The organism is Thioalkalivibrio sp. ALE12, from assembly GCF_000381105.1.
In the GTDB taxonomy this organism is placed as follows: domain Bacteria; phylum Pseudomonadota; class Gammaproteobacteria; order Ectothiorhodospirales; family Ectothiorhodospiraceae; genus Thioalkalivibrio.
In genome coordinates this window covers 121,690-141,278 of record NZ_KB905906.1, presented here as the reverse complement: position 1 = coordinate 141,278, position 19,589 = coordinate 121,690, and the positions used below count along the sequence as shown (strand labels likewise).

The window sequence follows — 19,589 nt, the reverse complement described above, 5'->3', positions numbered from 1 at the left end:
GCCCTCTTCGGAGGGCCTTTTTTGTTGGTAGACCAGGATCCCAACAGGCCGCTTGGCCCGGTAAGATGTCGATTGTCCGGACCTCTTCGGTCCTCGGGTATACCCCGGATGCACGCCGACGACTACTGGGAGGAGCGTCGCTGTGAGACTCTGGTCGAAGTGGAAAAAAGGCGGGGCGCTGCTGGCCAACGTCCTGCAGCGCCAGGGAATCGATCCGAAGGCAGCCGCGGCACGGGATCGCTTCAAGCAGATCCTGGATGACGCCGAGGCCGAGGCCGACACGCGCCTGGCTCGCGAGCAACAGGACACAGGACCTCTGTCACGGGACGAGCGCAACACCCGCTGGGAGGCGCTGTTCTTCGAGGAGATCCGCGCCCGGGCCAGGGACTACGCACAATCCGCGCGCAACCAGCGCAAGAATTAACCCGACCACACTGCCAGGTCCATTTCGTGGCGCCCGTCGCGCTTCGTGCTACCCTCCGCCGCGTTTCCCGATCCACCGGTCCCGCCCATGAAATTCTTCCGCCTGATCAGCGTCCTCGAGGGGTTGTCGCTCATTACCCTGCTGTTTATCGCGATGCCGCTGCGCACCTATGCGGACATGCCCCTGGCCGTCACCTATGTCGGCTGGGTCCACGGCATCCTGTTCATCGTCTACGGCGCGGCGTCGGTGATGGCCAGCCACCTGAGCGGCTGGCCGGTTTGGAAATGGCTGCTGGTGCTGTTCCTCGGCGTGGTGCCCTTCGGCTTCCTCTACGTGGACTACCTGATCCGCCGCGAAACCACCCCCACCGGCAACGCCGAGACGGCCTGACACGCGGCACAGCCCCACACGGCGTCATCCCGGCCTCAGCGAAGCGCAGAGCCGGGAGCGCCCACGCCGGCCTTGCCACCGACCGCGCCCGCCCCACCGGCGGAGACCCCGGATCACCGCTGCGCGGCGTCCGGGACGACGGAGCGCAGGAGACCCGACGTCAGGCTTTGTGCCTTGCCCTGCACGTCTGGTGGCGCAAGGGCGTCGGGCGCACCCCTTCCACGGCCGAGAGTGTCGACACCAGACGAGTCCGGGTCTGAGCGCGCGTGGTGCCGACCCGCGCCGGCTCAGTCTGCGTCGCGCAGGAGCTGCTGCTCCATGTCGACGATGAAGCCCGGCAGGGTGTCTAGATCGTGCTGATCACGCACGCCCTTCTCGCCCTCGCGCACCAGCGTGCCGCCCGGGTGGTCGTCGCTGTGCAGGAACTGATAGGTGATCTGACCCGGGTAGAACACCTCCACCTCGGTCCATTCCAGGTCGGCTTCGTCCAGGTCCCCATCGACACGGCGAGCGACGATGTCGGCCTCCCCGTCTTCCAGCCCCAGGGTCATCGGCAGCGAGACCAGGTGCCAGCGCGCGCCCGCGGCACTGTGAACCGCGAAGGCGACGTTGTAGGACGCGCCATGTTCCAGGGTCTTGCTGTCCCGGGCGTTGGGGGCCTCCAGCGTGCGGGTGAGTGCAATCCGCCAGGCGCCGTCTTCGTAGCCACCATCGGCACGGATCGCGCCGCGGCTGCCGCTCGGCTCCCGCAGGAACCGCTGCGGGATCACATCGCCTTCCTGCCAGTCGTGGTCCGGATCGAAGGCGATTGCGTTGCCCTCGTGGATGTAATAAGCATCGTCCTGGCCGTACTCGCGGGCGATCAGGGCCTCCCACTCCAGGGCGGGGGCTCCGACCTGCTCCGGATCGAACATCCAGGCAGGCTGATCGGCGTCGTCATCCCAGTTGGTCGTGAACATGCTGGTGCCCTCGGACGACAGGCGGTAGTGCAGCACGTAGTTGTTGTCCGCGTAGCCCATCGGGTGGCTGCGGTGGGAGCGCCACTGCCACAGGTCGAGGAACACACCGTCGGACTGCAACTGTTCCAGGGCCTCGTCATCGATGACCTGATCCCAGGAGACCTCTTCCGGATCCACCGTGACGCGGGTCTGCGGGAGGTACTTGCGCACGTCGCTGCGCCCGAGGTCGCCGCCCAGCTTGGGATGCTCGCGAACGGCATCCGCGTCCACCTCGGAGGTCAGGCTGCGCATACCGTCGTGCGCGGTCATCCATCCGCCCATGCGGTCGAAACCCTCCACCTTGCCGTCGTCCAGCATCATGGAGATCCGGTCCTCGTACAGGCCGTGCTCGTCCGGCCCCGGGCCGCCGGATCCGTAGCGCACCCACTCGCCATCCTCGTAGCGCCAGACCTGGTGATACCAGCTGGGCGTATCGGTCTCGTACTCGTAATGGATGCGGAAGTCTTCGTCGTTATAGACCGCGGCGACCCGCAGAACCGCGCGGGCATCCTCTTCGGCGGGAATAAAGACATTACGATCGGTGTCCACGACACGGGGTTCGGCCAGTGCCAGAGCCGGGCAGGCGGCGGCGACCGCAAGGGCCATCAGCGTTTTCTTCATGTGGCTCTCCCTATATATGGCTTTGAAGATATTTTGAACTCCCTACGACCACAAGGGAATTAGCCAGTTCCTGCCGGGTGTCCCGACAGAGATCACGGCCAGAGGCCGTGCAACGCTGGCACCCGCACCCGGCAGGAGCCGCACACCCTCAACAAACCCTCAACGAAGGAGACCTGGATGGATCACCACGACGAAGCGTTTCTCCGACGCGCACAGGCCGCGCGCGAGCGCATCGATGAAATTGAACCGAAACAGGTAGACGACCACCTGGCATCCGGTGCCATCGCCATTGATGTGCGCGAACCGGAGGAGTACCAGAAGGGCAGCCTTCCGAACGCCCGCAACGTTGCGCTGGATTCCATCACCCGCCAGATCGAGGGGGTGGTGCCTGACAAGGGCGCGCCCCTGGTCTGCTTCTGCAATGGTGGCAACCGCGGGGCACTGGCGGCGGCCCAGCTGGTGGATATGGGCTATACCAATGTCCAGTCCATCGCGGGCGGACTGCGCGCCTATCAGGACCCGGATGACACCACGGAAAAATGAGAAAGCCCCCTGATCGATGACAGGCCGTGCGCCCGAGCCTCCGCGGGCGGGCGCAGCTTCCACCTTGCGCCTGCGCGCATGGTTAAATCGGCCCTCGTCTTTCTGATAGCGAAACCGCCATGATTGCCGTGATCTTTGAAGTCGAGCCCCATTCCGAACGCAAGCAGGACTACCTGGATGCGGCAGCGAGCCTGCGCGAACACCTGAAGGACGTCGACGGATTCATCTCCATCGAACGTTTCGAAAGCCTCAGCACGGCCGGCAAGGTGCTGTCGCTGTCCTTCTGGCGGGACGAGGCCGCGGTGCGGGAATGGCGCAACCTCGAGGAACACCGTCAGGTGCAGGCGGCCGGGCGCGGCGGCATCTTCGCCGACTATCGCCTGCGCGTGGCCGAAGTCGTGCGCGACTACGGCATGCACGAGCGCGACCAGGCCCCGGACGACTCGCGCCGCGCACACGGAAACTGACGCTCGCCGCCCTGCCCGTCGCGCAACTACCCCCGTGCTGGACTATAGCTTCAGGGTTACCCACTGAAGGGAGATAGGGCATGGGCATCGTGAGCGAATTCAGGCAGTTTGTGGCGCGCGGCAACGTGGTGGATATGGCCGTGGGCGTGATCATCGGGCTGGCGTTCGGCCAGATCGTGTCGTCGCTGGTATCGGATGTGGTGATGCCGCCGATCGGCCTGCTGATTGGCGGGGTCGACTTTTCCGATCTGGTGATCGTGCTGCGCGAGGCCGAGAATGGCGTGGCGGCGGTCACCATCAATTACGGAGTGTTCATCAAGCGCGTGGTGGACTTTCTGATCATTGCGGCCGTGGTATTCGCCGCCATCAAGATGATCGCGCGCCTCCAGCACAAGGAGGAGGCCCGGCCCGCGGAACCCCCGGCCCCCAGTAACGAGGAGAAGCTGCTGGCCGAGATCCGGGACCTGCTGAAGGCGCGCCAGGACGGCTAAGGGAAAAATCTGGGGTGCCAACCACCCGGGGCTGTCCGGCGGAACCCGGTCGCCCCGCCCGCGTCCGAGCGTGGAGAGCCGATCAGGAGACAGGTTTGGACAACGCCATCGAGGTACAGGGACTGGTACGGGACTTCGCCGCCACGCGGGCCGTGGACGGCGTCGATCTGCGGGTACCAACCGGACAGGTCCTGGGCCTGCTGGGGCCGAACGGCGCCGGCAAGACCACCGTGGTCCGCATGCTGGCCACCCTGCTCGCGCCCACCGCCGGCACGGCCCGCGTGGGCGGGTTCGATGTGGCCCGCGAGGCCGCGCGAGTTCGCGAGATTATCGGCCTGACCGGCCAGTACGCCTCGGTGGACGAAAAGCTGACCGGCCGCGAGAACCTGATCCTGATCGCCCGCCTGCTGGGCCTCAAGCGCGCCGATGCCCGGGCCCGTGCGGACGCGCTGCTCGCGGACTTCTCGCTGCAGGAGGCCGGGCGACGCCCCGCGCAGACCTACTCCGGGGGTATGCGCCGACGCCTGGACCTGGCCGCCAGCCTGGTCGGACGGCCGCGCATCCTGTTCCTGGACGAGCCGTCCACCGGCCTCGACCCGCGCGCCCGCCGCGACCTGTGGGAACGGGTGCGCCAGTTGCAGGCGGCGGGTACCACCGTCCTGCTGACCACCCAGTACCTGGAAGAGGCCGACGCCCTGGCCGACTCCATCGTGGTGCTGGACCAGGGCCGCGTGATCGCCGAGGGCACGGCCGCCGAACTGAAGGCCCGGGTCGGGGCGCGCAGCCTCTACGTGACAGTGGCGGACCCGGCGACCAGCGACCGCGCAGCCGGGATCGTCACCGGGCTCGCGGGACGCCCGGCCCAGGTCGAGGGGGCGCAAATCAGCGCGCCGGTGCAGGATGCCGGGCTGCTTCCCGCCGTGTTGCGGCGCCTGGACGACGCCGGGATCGAGGTGGTCGATCTGGGGCTGCGCGGCGCCAGCCTGGATGATGTGTTCCTGTCCCTGACCGGGCGCAGTGGCGCCGGCCACGCGGAACCGGACGCCGGGGAGGACGCGGCATGAACGCCATTGACCAGACCCTGGCGCTGGCCTGGCGCAGCCTGGTGCAGGTACGCCGCAATCCCTGGGAACTGGGCGACTACTCGATCCAGCCAATCCTGTTCCTGGTGCTGTTCCTGTTCGTGTTCGGCGGGGCCATTGCCGGTTCGCCCGAGAACTATCTGGCGTTCGTGCTGCCCGGCGTGATCGTGATGAACATGCTGTTTGTCACCGTGTACGTCGGCCACGGCCTGAACACCGACCTGACCCGTGGCGTGTTCGACCGTTTTCGCGCCCTGCCCATCCCGCGCTGGGCGCCACTGGCCGGACGCATCCTGGCGGACGTGGTCAAGCAACTGCTGTGTATCGCCTTGCTGCTGATCGTCGGGTTTCTGCTCGGCTTCCGCCTGGAGACCTCGTGGGCGCACCTGCTGGCGATGGTCGCGCTGGTGCTGAGCTTCGCGGTGGCCTTTTCCTGGGTGATGGTGCTGGTGGGGGTAATCGCGCGCGACCCGGAGCATGTGCAGCTGTTCGGCTTTACCGCGCTGTTTCCGGTCACCTTCGTCAGCTCCGCCTTCGTGCCGGTGGACACGATGCCGACCTGGCTGCAGGGCTTCGTACAGGCCAACCCCGTCTCTCTGCTGGCGGAGGCCGCCCGCGCCCTGATGAACGCCGACGGTCCGGCCCTGCAGCCGGCCCTGTGGTCGCTGGCCTGGGCCCTGGGCATTGCCGGGGTGTTCGCGCCGCTGTCGGTCTATGCGCTCAACCGCCGACTGGCCCGCGGGTAGCGACGCGCAGGGAGCCCAGCCGACAACCACCAGCAGGAGTCAGAACAATTCAATCTCACCCGCCTCGATCACGTTGGGCTTAATCACACCCGAATCAACCAACTGGTCGTACAGACAAACTTGGTTTTTCCCATTCGCCTTGGCGTAGTACAGCGCCTGATCGGCCTCGTCCAGCACGGCGCTTGCGGTCATGTACGGACGCAAGCGGGTGACCCCGATGCTGGTGGTAACACGTCCGACCCGTGGCAGCGCATAGTCCGCCACCGCCCGCTGCAAGCGCCCGAAGGTTGCCGCCGCCATCTCGGGACTGGCGATTTCGGCGAGGACCACGAACTCCTCGCCACCGAAACGGTAGACCAAGTCATTCTGGCGAAAGCTCTGCTGCAGCAGCCGTGCCAGTAGGATCAACACCTCGTCGCCATACACATGGCCGAAGCTGTCATTGATCCTCTTGAAGTCATCGACATCGATCACGGCCAGCCAGACGTCAGTTTCTTCAGGGTCGGGCTCCTCGCGGCGGCCCCCCGCAGGCTCCGGTGAATGGGTGCTGCGCCCGATTGTCGCGAGTTCACGAAAGTTGTCTTCGAATGTCTTGCGGTTGAGCAGCCCTGTCAGCTCGTCCGTCTGCGCGTCATCAATCAGCTTGACGAAGTTGCGATACACCGACAGGAAGCTACGCACCAAGAGCGCGTCCAGCGACTCGTTGTCGCTGGCATTATCGAACGAGAATGCGAGGCAGATACTGAATTCCTTGAGGCCGGACATTGGAAAGACCGACACCCGGCGCCCCGATTCGTCCGTTCCCTCTGACGGCTCCCCGGTCGCAAGTGCCTGATCCAGCAGCCAGACAGGTATGGGCTGTTGCTCCTGATCGAACGGCACCGTGGTCACGGTGTCATGCTTGCGGTCGAAGGAATGGAGGCTTTCGGGGTGGCCCTCGGCAGTGAGCTGGATCGCCCAGATCTGCGCCGACTGGTAAATGCTGTCCAGTGTCTTGAGAAGACTGTATTCCAGACGCTGAGCATTGCGAATGCCCGTGAGGTGGGCCAGCCCGTCAAGCAAATCTCGACCGCTGGTCATTGCATCAGTCCCGAGGCTTGGGAGGGAGGCGCCGAGCGCCAGGACTCTCGTCCGGGTGCTGCGGTTCCAATTTATCTCTGCGCATGATGGCCTGCGCGTCTCGCCTTGAGATGACCGCAACACGCCTGCAAGGTTCTAGAACAGAGAAAAACTCGCGAATTTGCCTCTCATGTTACGGGAAACGCAACCTGGACACCCTCGGGGCAGGAAGAAGGTACGACTCCGGGCCGAACACGGACGGACGAAGAACGGCAATAACCGACTCGGGACCGAACCGGCTTTTCGACCAGAGACATTGCCTGATCCGGGAAAAGACCGCCGGCGCATCTCCGCGACAACAAGCTTTCTCCAACAGGGACAGCAAGTGCTCAGTAAACCGGCACCAGCGCGTAGCCCTGGTTCTGGTAGCCCATGACCGCGATGAAGCCGCTGCGTACCGGCTGGATCGGATCCAGGATGGTGTCGTTGTCCACACCATAGGCCCGCGTCGCGGCGGCGCAGACCTCCATCTTCACGCCCAGCTCGTCCAGGCGGTCCACCGCCTTCGCGATCGCCTCCAGGGTGTCGGCGTGATCGATCGCGACCTCGGGCTCCGGGTCGGTGTTGATGAACTTGACCGCCTCGGCGATAAAGACCATGCGCAGATCGGGCTCCACGCCCTCCTTGAGCAGGTTCTCGTGGTTGGTGGCGATGCCGCGCAGGTAGGCCAGCATCACGTTGGGGTCGGACTTGCGCATGTCGTAGACCGCGCGCATGGTCTCGATGCCCTGGGTGGCCTCGCGATTGTCCAGGCCCTCGGCGCTCGCCGTGGAGGCCAGGCCAAACGGCAACAGCAGGGCCAGCAACAGGATCAGCATTCGATTTCGCATGGTGGTTCTCCTCCTTTCATGGTGAAGGCCCGGGTGTTGCGTCCCCGGGCTCGATACCCGAACCCTTCAGGCTCAATAGATCGGGATGACCGCGTAGCCCTGGGCCTGGTAACCGGTCAGGGACACGAAGGTATTGCGCACCGGCTCGATGCCGGGCAGCAGCTCGCCGTGCTCGACGCCGAACAGGCGGGTGGCCACGGCGCAGGATTCCATGCGCACGCCCTTCTCCTTCAGTGCCGCCACGTGCTCCTCGATCGCGTCCAGATGGTCGAAGTCGGTCAGGTCGAAGCGCTCGCGATCCTCGGAGACCATGGTCACGGCCCGCCCGCGAAAGGCGAGGATCATGTCCGGGTCCACGCCCTGATCGGTCAGGTCTTCAAAGGTCTCGCGGATCACCATCAGATACAGCGCGAGCATCTCCGGGTCGTTGTTGTTCAGGTCGAACACGACGCGACCCTGCTCGACGCCGTCCAGGGCGCGGGCGTCGGTGGGGGTTTCGGCCTGGACGCTCAGGGTGGTCAGCGACAGGGTCAGCAGCAGGAACAGGGATGCAACGATCTTCATCGGGATTCTCCTTTGGGGCCATCGATAGCAGAACGGGTTACGGGCACTCGGCCGAAGGCATCGCGATGGCGCGCCAGGCGGCCTCCTGGGTCTCGGGCAGGTAGTGCGCCAGGGGTTTCTCGAGCACGCCGTCGAGGTACAGGTGCAACAGGCGGATGGCGCCACCGAACGCGGCGGTGGCCGCCACCGGGATCTCCATGGGCCGGACCTCGCCGGCGGCCATGCCCTGTTCGATGCACTCGCGCATGCGCTGGAACGGCTGCGAGGAGCACACCGGCGGCTCGTCCGGAAGAAACTCGCGGTGCCGCGCCTCGAGCACGAAACGCATCGTCTGCGGGGCCTCGGTGGCGGCCCGGAACAGGAACGCGATGATCCCGTCGCAGCGTGCGCGGCAACCGCTCTCGCGCTCCATCACCTCGGCCAGGCCGGCGTCCATGCGTTGCAGCAGTTCGTCGTACAGCGCCTTGGCCAGCGCCTCCTTGTTGCCGAAGTGGTGATAGATCGAGCCGATGGATACCCCGGCCTGCCGACGGATGTCGTGGATGGAGGTATTGAAATAGCCATCCCGGCTGAACCGCTCGAGCGCGGTATCCAGTACCAGTTTGCGCAGCGCGGCGCCGCGCACGGATTGCTTCGGGTTCTCTGTCATCGCGAATACCGAACCGAACGTTCGTTCTAATTTAGCGCGAAGATATGGGAAATGCCACATGCGACCCGGCACTGCCTTCTCGCCAGGACCCATTCTCCGCACAACCGACCTTCGCGTACGCGGTGTACTTCCCAGGGAAATGCTGATCCACGTACACCCTCGCCCTTACAAGAGCCCGGGTTTCCGGCCGATTGCGGTTTTGCAAGCGCCCCATCGGCCAGGGGGCTGGCCTCCTACAAACGCTGGCTCCAGACCAGCGCCCCATCGGCCAGGGGGCTGGCCTCCTGCAAACGCTGGCTCCAGACCAGTAGGAGCCGAGCCCTCTCGGCGATTGAGGCCTTGCCCACGCCCTACCGGCAGGGGCTGGCTTCCCGCAGGCGAGGGACCCGGACGGTCCGCATTGGGATTCAGAAGTCCTCGAACTCCATGGCGCGGAACACGCGGCCGGCGTTCTGGCGATGCAGCTCGCCGTAGGTGTCCAGGTGGCGGTAGGCGGTCTGGTCGATGTTGTAGGCATCGTTCAGCGTGCCGCCCTCGTCGAGGATGCGCTGGACCTCCTCGCGCAGGTACACGAGATAATCGTGGGTGTAGCGGCGCAACACGTCGAAGTCGTTCACCGGGTCGCCGTGGCCGGGGATGATGTACTCGGCCTCCAGGGCCTCCAGTTCGTGCCAGGTCTCGATCCAGCCGGCGGTATCGGTGTACTCGAAGATCGGCAGCATGCGCTGATGGAAGGCCAGGTCCCCGGTGATCAGGACCTTGCGCTCCGGCGCCCAGAGGGCGATATCGCCCGGCGCGTGGCCCGGCCCGAGGTAGAGGATCTGAATGGTTTCACCGCCCATCTCCAGGTCCAGGCGGGTGGCGAAGGTGACGTCCGGCGTGCCCAGCTCGGTCATGAACGCCTTGTCGCGGGTGCGGGTGGCGGCCGCTTCCAGGCTCGCCTGACCATTGGCCTCGATCTCGCGCCAGGCATCGTTGTGCGCGATGACCGTGGCGCCCTGCTCCTGCCAATAGGTCATGCCGAGCATCGCGTGGCCCTGGGCATTCTCCAGCACCACGTATTTCACGGGCTGGTCGGTAAGCTTCTTGATCTCCTGATGCAGCGACTTGGCCAGCAGGTAGTTGTCGCCGGCGTTCATCACCACCACGCCGTCGTCGGTGATGATGAACGACAGGTTGTTGTTGTGGCCGGAGTTCTCGTAGGTGGAGGGCTGGGTCGCGCCGATCGCGGACCAGACGCCGTCGGTCACCTCCTGCGGGCGGTCGTAGAGGAACGAGTCGCGGGCCTTGTCCAGCACATACAGCGGCAGCCCGGCGTCTTTCCACTCGAAGAAACCCCCGGGGTAGTTGTACACATTGGTGTAGCCCATCTGCTGCAGGGTCTGCGCGGCGGCCACACTGCGCAGGTTCTGGCCGCAGTAGACGACGATCGGCGTGTCCTTGTCCGGGATCTCGCCCGGCACCTCGAACTCGATCCAGCCACGCGGGATATTCAGCGTCTCGCTGGAGCGGATCTGCCCGCCGGTGTGATCAATCTCGGTACGTGTGCGCACATCAATCACCACGTGGTCGGGCTCGCTGGCGATCAGGTCCTGCAGGCCCTCCTGGTCGATGTTGGTGATCTCCGCGTTCGCCGCCTCCAGCAGCGTGTCGCCCGTCAGCACATCGGCCTGCGCGGCACTGCTGCCCACCGCGGCAAGGGCCAGCCCCAGCCAGATCGCTCGCATGGTGATTCTCCGGTTCGTATCCATCCCTTCACCATAGCCCTCCGCGGCGGCGGCAGCCAGGCACGGTGCTTGAGCCGCCTCCGGCAGCGTCTATATTCATGTTGTAGGCACACGGCCCCGCGGCCGAAGGAGCCCGCAATGAGCACCCATATGGCGGATGTCACCATCCACATCGACGAAGACACCGACCACGCGGCCCGCGAACGCATCCAGGATGCCCTGCGCGAACTCCCGGGCGTGATGGCCGCGTCCAGCCACGACGAACGCCCGCACCTGATGGTGGTGGAGTACGACCCGCAACGCATCAACAGCCGCAAGCTGCTGGACACGGTCACCGCCTCCGGTGTGCACGCCGAACTGATCGGCCTTTAAGGAGACGCTGATTGAATCGCACGTCCGCGTTGGCGCCCCCTGTTTTCCGAGACAAGGCGCGTCGTGCAGCGGGTAGTGGTTCTACCCGCAAGCGGCGCAACGCAGGATCGGGGAACAGAGGGCACCAACCCCACAAGCCAGTGAAAGCAGGGGCTCGGCCGCTTTTGCGCGCGCACAGCGTTGCGGTTCCCTTGTGCAGAATGACTGCACGGCAGTCACCGCGCCTTGTTCGCGCGCAAAAGCGACTCGAGCGCGGACGTGCGATTCAATCAGCGTCTCCTTAAGGCCCCCCCCTGCGGAGGGAGCCGCGCGCCGCCGCGGAGGCGGGACAATCCTGCATCGGTCTGTCACCATACGGCCGATGGGGGAATCGGCCGACATCCAGCGTGGCAGCACGCATGCCGCAAGCAGGGACGCCCGCCGCACCGCGCGACGGCCGCGCCCGGAGGGCTGGGGCGTACTGCTGGGCATCGGCCTGGTGCTGGCCATGGCCTATGTCGCCCTGCCCCATGGCCCGCTGGCCAGCGCCCTCTACGTCATCACGACCGCCGGCGCCGCGGTGGCCGTTGCCCTCGCCACCCTGCGCCCTCAACGCCCGTTCGCCGCCTCGTCCTGGGCCCTGATCGCCGCCGCGCTGGCACTGGCCGCCACGGGGCACGGCATCTGGTACTGGCTGGACCTGCAGGGCCTGGAGCCCTTCCCTTCGGCCGCGGATGTCTTCTACCTCGCCGTGTACCCGCTGTTCGCCGTGGCGTTGTGGCGGCTGGGGGCCCAGGCCGCGCGGAACGATGGCGCCTTCGTGGATGCGCTGATCGTGGGGATCTCGGCCGCGGTCCTCGGCTGGGCCCTGCTGATCGCCCCCTACACCTACGACCCCGGACTCGGCTGGCTGCAACTGCTGGTCTCCACGGGCTACCCCGTTGCCGATCTCATCCTGCTGGTGCTGGTGCTGCGCCTGGTGTTCCTGCAGCGTACGGGCATCACCGCTCACAGCTTCCTGCTGCTGGGGATGCTGGCCTATCTGGCCGCCGACCTGCTGTATGCCCACGGCAACTCTGCGGGCTGGTACCGGGCAGGCGGGCTGACCGACGCCCTCTGGCTCGTGGCCTATGCGCTGATCGCGGCGGCCGCATGGCACCCGTCCGCGAGGGTGGAACCGCGAACCCATACCTCGCCTGCCGAGCTCTCCGGGCGGCGCCTGCTGATCCTGGGGGCGGCCTCGGTGCTGGTCCCCATGGTAATCCTGGCCACCGCCGGCGGCGAGACGGAGACCATCCGCGTGGCCGCGATCGCGTCCATCCTGCTGTTCCTGCTGGTGATGTACCGCATGGCAGGCCTGCTCCGCGAAACCCACGTACTGGCGCAGCGACTGGAACACCTCTCCCGCAGCGACGCGCTGACCGGGGTCGGCAATCGTCGCCACCTGGAGGAACAACTGGACCGCGAAATCGCGCGGGCCGAGCGTAATGCCGGACCACTGACCCTGGCCTTCCTGGATATCGATCACTTCAAGCGCTACAACGACACCCACGGCCATGCCGCCGGCGACGCCCTGCTCCGCGACATGGTCCGCGCCTGGCGCCCGAGCCTGCGCCCCACGGACCTGCTGGCGCGCTTCGGCGGGGAGGAGTTCGTGATCGTGTTTCCGCATACGGATGCCCGGCAGACGCGCCACATCCTGGAGCGCCTGCGCGCGGCGATGCCCAGCGGCCAGACCTGCTCCGGCGGCATTGCCAGCTTCCGCCCGGGCGACACAGCGGATTCGCTGCTGGGCCGCGCCGACCAGGCCCTGTACGCCGCCAAGAACAGCGGACGCGACCGCATTATCATCGCCAGCACCGACGCCCTGCCCCAGTCGGGCACGGCAGCAACCGATCAAGGAACCATCGATTCATGACCGCATCCACCCGCGCCACGCTGCGCGCCGCCATCGGACCCGGCCTGCTGATGGCCGGGGCGGCGGTGGGCGTCTCGCATCTGGTCCAGGCCACCCGTGGCGGCGCCGAATACGGGCTGCTGCTGATCCCGATCGTGCTCATGGCCTGCCTGTTCAAGTACCCCTTTCTGGAATTCGGGCCACGCTACGCGGCCGCCACCGGGCACAACCTGCTGACCGGCTATCACCGGCTAGGCAACTGGGCCCTGGGCTTGTACATCGCGGTGACGCTGGGCACGCTGTTCATCATCCAGGCCGTGGTGACACTGACCACCGCGGGGCTGTTCGCCCTGGTCTTCGGGCTGGACCTGTCGATGGTCGTGCTCTCCGCGCTGATCCTGGCCGCCTGCATCGCTTTCCTGATGGTCGAGGCCTACAAGGGGCTCGACCTGGGCATGAAGATCATCATGGCCGCGCTGAGTGTCTCCACCGTGGTCGCGGTCGCCCTGGCGTTCCAGGAGGCCCCGGACTGGCATGCGCTCTCCGGCGCCCGGGAATGGTCGAACCTGTGGACCCTGGCCGGTCTCGCCTTCGTGCTGGCGTTGCTGGGATGGATGCCGATCCCGCTGGACGTGGCCGCCTGGCATTCGGTCTGGACCCAGGAGCGCGCACGCATGACCGGGCATCACCCCAGTGTGCGCGAGGCCGTGTTCGACTTCCGGCTGGGCTTCTTCGGTGCCACCGCGCTGGCACTCGTGTTCATGCTCCTGGGGGCCCTGCTGATGTACGGCAGCGGCGTCGGCTTCGCGCCGGGGGCGGCCGCCTTCTCGGCGCAGCTGGTGGATCTCTACGCCCAGAGCCTGGGCGAATGGAGTCGCTCCCTGATCGCGATCGCGGCGCTGACCACGATGTTCTCCACCACCCTGGCCGTGACCGACGCCTACCCGCGAGTGATCATGGCCACCCTGCGCGCGCTGCGCGAGAACAGCCACCAGCCCCGGAGCAGCGACCCGGACACGGGCGCCGAGGGCCGGCTGGAATGGTGGGGCTATCGCATCGCCCTGCTGATCGTCGCCACCGGGGCGTTGACCCTGATCTGGCTCGCCGGCGAGCAGTTCACACGCTTCGTCGATATCGCGACCACCCTGTCATTCCTCTCGGCCCCGATCCTCGCCTGGATCACGTTTCGCGCGGTGATGTCACCAGATATGCCGGCGGATGCCCGACCCGGGCCCGGCCTGCGTGCCCTGGCCTGGGCCGGCATCATCTTCCTGGCCGGGTTTTCGCTGGCCTGGCTGGTCTGGCGCTTCGTGCTCTGACCGCTCAGGAAGCCGGTTCGCTGGCGCGCACGCAGAAGCGGGCGAGGATCGACACATCATGCCGGGCCTGCCCGGCCTCGAGCGCTGCATCCACGGCCTCGCGCACCGGCTTGAGCCCATCGGTCGCGAGCCCAAGGTCCCGGCTCAGATCGGCGATGATGCCCAGGTCCTTGTGATACAGCCCGACCTGGAACCCCGGCTCGAAGTCCCCGTCCAGCAGGCGCTGGCCATGCACCTCCAGGATGCGCGAGCTGGCAAAGCCGCCCATCAGCGCCTCGCGGACCCGGGCCGGATCCACACCCGACTGCTCCGCCAGCGCGAAGGCCTCGCCCACCGCGACCAGCGTCTCGCCCACCACCAGCTGGTTGCAGGCCTTGGCGATCTGTCCCGCCCCGCTTTCACCGACGTGCGTCAGGGTGGACCCCACGACCTCGAAGATCGGGCGCAGCGACTCGACCACCGCGGCGGGGCCGCCTACCATCAGGCTCAGTGAACCGGCGCGGGCACCCGGCTCGCCCCCCGAGACCGGGGCATCCACGAAGGTCACTTCGCGTTCGGCGGCCGCGCGCGCGATGGCGCGCGTCCGCATCGGGTCGATGGTGCTGTGGTCGATCACGATCAGGCCGGGACGGGCGTGCTCCAGGATGCCGTCCGGGCCCAGCATCAGCGCCTCGACATCCGGCGTATCGGACACATTCAGCACCAGAACCCGCACGCCGCGAACCAGCTCCGGGAGGCTCGCGCACGACTGCGCCCCCTCCTGCGCGAGTGCCTCCGCCGTCTCCGGCCGGCGTGCCCAGACACGAACTTCGGCCCCGGCGGCCAGGAGGTTGCGGTTCATGGGCGCGCCCATGATGCCGAGGCCAATGGCCCCGATCGGCTGCAGTTCGGGCGGGATGGGGGATGCGGACATAGGGCACTCCGAAAACGGTACCCACGCACTGTAACAACCCCGCTGGAAAAGCGGCACATGGAGGGTGACCCGAATCATGCAACGCGAACACCTGCACGGCTCGCTGCTCGCCTTCACCGGTGTGATGGCGCTCAGCTTCGACGGGCTGCTGGTGCGCCTGGCCGACACTCAGGGCATGAACATCGTCTTCTGGCGCGGGCTGCTGATGGCGCTTGCCCTGACCCTGTTGCTGCGTGTCCTCGACGGGCGCTGGGCCTGGACCCACCTGCGCCTGGGCGGCGCGGATGCCGGCTGGGTCTCGGCAGGCTTTGCCGCCACCACCATCCTCTTCGTGCTGGCCATCCTGCACACCACGGTCGCCAACGTGGTCGTGATCCTGGCCGCCTCGCCGCTCTTCGCCGCCGTGTTTTCCGGGGTACTGCTGCGCGAGTGGGTGCCCCCGCGGACGTGGGTCGCGATGCTGGTCTGCCTCGGCGGGATCATCGGCGTATTTGCCGGGTCGCTGGAGGCCGGGGGCTGGCTGGGGGACGGGCTTGCGCTGCTGGCCGCTCTGGTGATCGGCATTAACCTGACGTTGCTGCGGCGGTCGCCACGGGTGGATCGCCTAGGGAAACACTGATCAATGTGCACGCTCGCGCTCGAGTCGCTTTTGCGTGCGAACAAGGCGCGGTGACTGCCGTGCAGTCATTCTGCACAAGGGAGCCGCAACGCTGTGCGCACACAAAAGCGGCCGAGCCCCTGCATTGAATGATTTGTGGGGTTGGCACCCCAGGTTCCCCGATCCTGCGTTGCGCCACTTGCGGGTAGAACCACTACCCGCTACGCACCGCGCCTTGTCTCGGAAAACCTGGGGTGCCAACGCGAGCGTGAACATTGATCAGTGTTTCCCTAGCCGTGATCGCGGCGGGCGGGCTGCTGGCGGCCGTGATCGCCTGGCCGCTGGCCTCGCCGCTTGCGATCACGCTCGACAGCTTCGCGGTACTCGCCGTGATGGGGCTGGTCCAGCTCCCGCTGGCACTCGCGCTGATCGCCCTGTCGACCCGTTTCCTGCCGGCCGGCGAGGTCGCGCTGTTCCTGGTCCTGGAGGCGGTGTTCGGAACGCTCTGGGTCTGGCTGTTCCTGGCCGAGGCCCCGGGCCGCTTCACGCTGCTGGCCGGTGGCCTGGTACTCCTGACCCTGGCCCTGCACGCCGCCCGGGGCATGCGAAACAACATCCCCTAATGTTCTAATTTTCTACATATGATCAGGCATTTATCTAGATTCTGATCGGAATAATCGCGGATAGTTCCCGTCCTACCTGTAACCGGAAACGAAAGGCATGGAAGCCCGCCACCGGATCCGGTCAGCTGCTTGCAGCGCGACATACGCCCCGGGCGTATCGACAACGAACACACGGGAACACAAGCAGGAGCCCGATCATGAAAAAACGCTACATCCTTCCGCTGGCCCTGGCCGCTGCCGCATTCGTCCTGCCGGGCACCGCCCTGGCCAACGACAACGGCTACTCCGAACAGAAAGTGGTCTACCACGTAAACCACGACAACGAACAGCGTCAGATCGGCGCGATGCGCAACATCCAGAACCACATCAACGCCGTTGGCGCCGACCGCATGAGCATCAAGGTAGTGATGCATGGAAACGGGCTCAGCCTGCTGCAGCACGCCAAGTCGAACGAAGACCTGAAGGCCTTCGTCGACCAGCTGAAGATGCAGGACGTGGACTTCCAGGTGTGCAACAACACCGTGGTCGGCCGGAACATCGATATCGCCAATGATCTCTACGACGCCTCCGCGGACGACATCATCCCGAGCGGCGTGGCCCACCTGTCGCATCTGCAGCAGCAGGGCTACACCTACGTGCGCCCGTAAGCGTTTCAGGCAAGTCCCCCCGCGGCGGCCGCCATCTCCCGGTCGTCGCTTCGGGCCCGGGCCTTCCCGGGCCCTTTTCTTTGGCTCCCTCCGCTCCCGAAATACCCCCTTGAAGCTGGCCCGGACGGGAATAGGCGCATGCTCGGTGCGTCTTATAAACAGCTGCCGACCGCCTTCCCGACGAAGCCTCCGGTCGCAGCGCGCCAACCCCGGCGCAAGGCCCCGTGGCGTACCCAAGACCCGCCCGGGATCGTGATTGTTTCAGGAGGAACCTGTGCAATGAACGCAATGAAACTGATCCTTCCCGCCCTGCTCGCAATGGTGCTGAGCCTCCCCGGCCTGGCCGCCGCGAGTGACTTCGACTACGGCACCCACAAGGTCGTCTACCATGTGAACTACGATGACGAACGGCGCTACATGGCGGCGATGGGCAACATCCAGAACCACATCAACGCCGTCGGCGCCGAGAACATGGCGATCAAGGTCGTCATGCATGGCGATGGACTCGGCCTGCTCCAGACCGCGATGACCAACGAGAACCTGCGCGGGCGCATCGAGAACCTGAAGATGCAGGACGTGGAGTTCCAGGTCTGCGCGAACACCCTGCGCGGGCGCAATATCGCCCTGGAGGAGCTGTTCGATGCCTCCGAGGACGATGTGATCCCCAGCGGCGTGGCCCATATTTCCTGGCTGCAGCACCAGGGTTATACCTACAGCCGTCCGTAACGCCGACAGCGGTATCAGAACGACCGGCCCGGATCAGACGATCCGGGCCTTTTTGATGGCGCGGCCCCGGGCCATTGGGAGCAGGCCCCCGAACCGGTATGGTATGCGCACCCCTTCGCCGCGAGCCCCGCCATGTCCGCGATCCGTATCGACCAGCTCCGCAAGACCTACGACAGCATCCACGTGGTCGACGGCGTGGACCTCGAGATCGCTCCGGGCGAATTCTTCGGGCTGCTGGGTCCCAACGGGGCCGGCAAGACCACCACCCTGCGCATGCTGCTCGGCATGACCCCGATCGACGGTGGCCGGGTCGAGGTCCTGGGCCTGCCGATGCCCGAGGGCGAACGCGCCGTGCGCGAACGACTGGGCATCGTGCCGCAGTTCGACACCCTCGACCCCGACTTCACCGTGATCGAGAACATGCGCACCTACGCTGCCTACTTCGGCCTGGCCGGACCAACGGTGGAGGCGCGCATTGACCGGCTGCTGGAGCAGGTCAACCTGAACGACAAGCGCGGCGCGCGTATCGACGCCCTGTCCGGCGGCATGAAGCGACGCCTGACCCTGGCACGCGCCCTGATCAACGAGCCGGAGGTGGTCGTCCTGGACGAACCCACCACCGGGCTGGACCCGCAGGCCCGCCATCACCTGTGGCGCCAGCTGCGGGCGCTGCGCGCCTCCGGGGTCACGTTGGTGCTGACCACGCACTACATGGAGGAGGCCCAGGAGCTGTGCGATCGCATCGCGATCATCGACCACGGCCGCATCATCGCCTGTGACGCCCCCAGCCGTCTGATCGCCGAGCACATCGAACCCTGGGTGCTGACCGTGGGCGGGGCCGGGGCCGGCGATGTGCTGCAGCGCGAACTGGGGGCGAAGGACCGCGCCCACCAGGTGGCCGATACCTGGCTGGTCTACACGACCGAGCCGGACCGCCTGCGCGAACGTCTGCGCGCGCTCGGCCACGAGCCCACCCTGCGCGAGGCCGACCTGGAAGACGTCTTCCTGAAACTCACCGGACACGAACTGCGCGACTGATGGCCCATCCCGCGATGCCCCTGCTGCCCCGCCCCAGCCTGCGCTTTGTCGCGGTCTGGCGACGCAATGCGCTGGTCTGGCGCAAGCTGATCGTGCCGTCGATGCTCGGCAACTTCGGCGAGCCGATCCTGTACCTGCTGGCGTTTGGCTACGGTTTCGGCAGCCTGGTCGGCGACCTCGACGGCATGCGCTATATGGTCTTCATCGCCTCCGGCATCATCTGTTCCTCCGCGATGTTCACCGCCAGCTTCGAGGGCATGTATTCCGCCTACACCCGCATGGCGGAGCAGAACACCTGGCTGGGCATGCTCGCCACGCCGCTCACGCTCGACGACATCGTCTTCGCCGAGGCCGTCTGGGCGGCGACCAAGGGCCTGATCAGTGCCATCACCATCCTGGTCGTCGCCAGCCTGCTGGGGCTGGTCAGCGATGCCCGCGCGCTGCTCGCGCTCCCGGTGATCTTCCTCGCCGCGTTCACCTTCGGCGCCCTGGCCCTGGTGATCACCGCGCTGGCGCGCAGCTACGACTTCTTTCTCTACTACTTCACCCTGGCCGTCACCCCCATGCTCCTGCTCTCCGGGGTGTTCTTCCCGCTGACCGAGCTGCCCGGCTGGGTGCAGGGCCTGGCGCTGGCCCTGCCACTGGCGCATGTGCTGGAGATCGTGCGCCCGCTGATGACCGGCGCCTGGCCGGACGCGTGGCTCCCGCATCTGGCCGTGATCACCGCCTACGGCGTCGGCGCCATCATCCTCTCGACCTTCCTGATCCGTCGCCGCCTGCTGCGCTGAGGGCCGAACTCGCCGCCGGGTGTGCCAGAATAAGCGGC

Annotated in this window: 21 protein-coding genes and 2 pseudogenes; 16 read left to right on the top strand and 7 right to left on the bottom strand. The window is 66.5% G+C overall.

Features of this window, described 5'->3' with window-relative positions:
• Positions 1 to 142: 142 nt before the first annotated feature.
• Together F614_RS0103965 and F614_RS0103960 are read left to right on the top strand one after the other, a co-directional pair.
• Positions 143 to 424 (top strand): hypothetical protein, encoded by a 282-nt coding sequence (locus F614_RS0103965; protein ID WP_019558318.1) that lies wholly within the window; start codon positions 143 to 145, stop codon positions 422 to 424.
• An 87-nt stretch (positions 425 to 511) separates the two neighbouring features.
• Positions 512 to 814 (top strand): DUF3817 domain-containing protein, encoded by a 303-nt coding sequence (locus tag F614_RS0103960; protein WP_018866523.1) that lies wholly within the window; start codon positions 512 to 514, stop codon positions 812 to 814.
• Positions 815 to 1,101: 287 nt separating this feature from the next.
• Here F614_RS0103960 and F614_RS0103955 read toward each other — a convergent pair whose 3' ends face one another.
• Complete coding sequence (locus tag F614_RS0103955; RefSeq protein WP_019558317.1) at positions 1,102 to 2,433, bottom strand: ethylbenzene dehydrogenase-related protein; 1,332 nt, start codon at positions 2,431 to 2,433, stop codon at positions 1,102 to 1,104.
• 177 nt (positions 2,434 to 2,610) lie between these two features.
• Here F614_RS0103955 and F614_RS0103950 point away from each other — a divergent pair, with 177 nt between their 5' ends.
• The 5 genes from F614_RS0103950 (at position 2,611) to F614_RS0103930 (ending at position 5,762) form a co-directional block, all read left to right on the top strand.
• A complete protein-coding gene (locus tag F614_RS0103950; protein ID WP_019558316.1) occupies positions 2,611 to 2,976 on the top strand; it encodes a rhodanese-like domain-containing protein in 366 nt (121 codons plus the stop codon).
• Positions 2,977 to 3,095: 119 nt separating this feature from the next.
• Positions 3,096 to 3,443, top strand: coding sequence for an antibiotic biosynthesis monooxygenase (locus F614_RS0103945; RefSeq protein ID WP_019558315.1), 348 nt, complete (start codon positions 3,096 to 3,098; stop codon positions 3,441 to 3,443).
• Between the two features lie 80 nt (positions 3,444 to 3,523).
• Entirely contained in the window at positions 3,524 to 3,934 is a 411-nt protein-coding gene (mscL, locus tag F614_RS0103940; protein ID WP_018880792.1) for a large-conductance mechanosensitive channel protein MscL, read from the top strand.
• Positions 3,935 to 4,029: 95 nt separating this feature from the next.
• Positions 4,030 to 4,998, top strand: coding sequence for a daunorubicin resistance protein DrrA family ABC transporter ATP-binding protein (locus F614_RS0103935; protein WP_018876200.1), 969 nt, complete (start codon positions 4,030 to 4,032; stop codon positions 4,996 to 4,998).
• On the top strand, positions 4,995 to 5,762 hold the full coding sequence (locus tag F614_RS0103930) for an ABC transporter permease (RefSeq protein WP_018866517.1): 768 nt from the start codon (positions 4,995 to 4,997) through the stop codon (positions 5,760 to 5,762). Before F614_RS0103935 ends, F614_RS0103930 begins: the two co-directional genes overlap by 4 nt.
• A gap of 39 nt (positions 5,763 to 5,801) precedes the next feature.
• On the opposite strand, the gene F614_RS0103925 is transcribed toward F614_RS0103930, so the two are convergent.
• The 5 genes from F614_RS0103925 to F614_RS0103900 all read right to left on the bottom strand — a co-directional run bounded on the left by F614_RS0103925 (position 5,802) and on the right by F614_RS0103900 (position 10,651).
• Entirely contained in the window at positions 5,802 to 6,842 is a 1,041-nt protein-coding gene (locus tag F614_RS0103925; protein WP_019558314.1) for a GGDEF domain-containing protein, read from the bottom strand.
• A gap of 368 nt (positions 6,843 to 7,210) precedes the next feature.
• Positions 7,211 to 7,711, bottom strand: a complete 501-nt coding sequence (locus F614_RS0103920) for a DsrE family protein (protein ID WP_026329802.1) — start codon at positions 7,709 to 7,711, stop codon at positions 7,211 to 7,213.
• Between the two features lie 72 nt (positions 7,712 to 7,783).
• Positions 7,784 to 8,275, bottom strand: a complete 492-nt coding sequence (locus tag F614_RS0103915) for a DsrE family protein (protein WP_018877952.1) — start codon at positions 8,273 to 8,275, stop codon at positions 7,784 to 7,786.
• A gap of 37 nt (positions 8,276 to 8,312) precedes the next feature.
• Positions 8,313 to 8,924 carry a TetR/AcrR family transcriptional regulator gene (locus tag F614_RS0103910; RefSeq protein ID WP_019558312.1) on the bottom strand — a complete coding sequence of 204 codons (612 nt, stop codon included), beginning with the start codon at positions 8,922 to 8,924 and terminating at the stop codon, positions 8,313 to 8,315.
• A gap of 407 nt (positions 8,925 to 9,331) precedes the next feature.
• A complete protein-coding gene (locus tag F614_RS0103900; protein ID WP_019558311.1) occupies positions 9,332 to 10,651 on the bottom strand; it encodes a rhodanese-like domain-containing protein in 1,320 nt (439 codons plus the stop codon).
• A gap of 138 nt (positions 10,652 to 10,789) precedes the next feature.
• Here F614_RS0103900 and F614_RS0103895 point away from each other — a divergent pair, with 138 nt between their 5' ends.
• From F614_RS0103895 to F614_RS0103885, 3 genes are all read left to right on the top strand, one after another.
• Positions 10,790 to 11,023 (top strand): hypothetical protein, encoded by a 234-nt coding sequence (locus F614_RS0103895; RefSeq protein WP_018866512.1) that lies wholly within the window; start codon positions 10,790 to 10,792, stop codon positions 11,021 to 11,023.
• A gap of 361 nt (positions 11,024 to 11,384) precedes the next feature.
• Positions 11,385 to 12,920 (top strand): GGDEF domain-containing protein, encoded by a 1,536-nt coding sequence (locus tag F614_RS0103890; RefSeq protein ID WP_019558310.1) that lies wholly within the window; start codon positions 11,385 to 11,387, stop codon positions 12,918 to 12,920.
• Positions 12,917 to 14,218, top strand: a complete 1,302-nt coding sequence (locus tag F614_RS0103885; RefSeq protein WP_019558309.1) for an NRAMP family divalent metal transporter — start codon at positions 12,917 to 12,919, stop codon at positions 14,216 to 14,218. The genes F614_RS0103890 and F614_RS0103885 overlap by 4 nt, the downstream gene beginning before the upstream one ends.
• Positions 14,219 to 14,222: 4 nt before the next feature.
• Here the strand turns inward: F614_RS0103885 and F614_RS0103880 are convergent, their stop codons facing one another.
• A complete protein-coding gene (locus tag F614_RS0103880) occupies positions 14,223 to 15,131 on the bottom strand; it encodes an NAD(P)-dependent oxidoreductase (protein WP_018877946.1) in 909 nt (302 codons plus the stop codon).
• 76 nt (positions 15,132 to 15,207) lie between these two features.
• Between F614_RS0103880 and F614_RS13875 the strand changes: the two are divergent.
• From F614_RS13875 to F614_RS0103855, 6 genes and pseudogenes are all read left to right on the top strand, one after another.
• A pseudogene (locus tag F614_RS13875) lies at positions 15,208 to 15,738 on the top strand (EamA family transporter); the annotation flags it as partial.
• Between the two features lie 284 nt (positions 15,739 to 16,022).
• Positions 16,023 to 16,352 (top strand): annotated as a pseudogene (locus tag F614_RS13870) (EamA/RhaT family transporter); the annotation flags it as partial.
• Positions 16,353 to 16,549: 197 nt separating this feature from the next.
• Complete coding sequence (locus F614_RS0103870) at positions 16,550 to 16,999, top strand: DsrE family protein (protein WP_018866508.1); 450 nt, start codon at positions 16,550 to 16,552, stop codon at positions 16,997 to 16,999.
• A gap of 279 nt (positions 17,000 to 17,278) precedes the next feature.
• On the top strand, positions 17,279 to 17,725 hold the full coding sequence (locus F614_RS0103865) for a DsrE family protein (protein ID WP_019558308.1): 447 nt from the start codon (positions 17,279 to 17,281) through the stop codon (positions 17,723 to 17,725).
• Positions 17,726 to 17,857: 132 nt separating this feature from the next.
• Positions 17,858 to 18,763, top strand: coding sequence for an ABC transporter ATP-binding protein (locus tag F614_RS0103860; protein WP_018880783.1), 906 nt, complete (start codon positions 17,858 to 17,860; stop codon positions 18,761 to 18,763).
• Positions 18,763 to 19,551, top strand: a complete 789-nt coding sequence (locus F614_RS0103855; protein WP_019558307.1) for an ABC transporter permease — start codon at positions 18,763 to 18,765, stop codon at positions 19,549 to 19,551. The genes F614_RS0103860 and F614_RS0103855 overlap by 1 nt, the downstream gene beginning before the upstream one ends.
• Positions 19,552 to 19,589 lie beyond the last annotated feature (38 nt).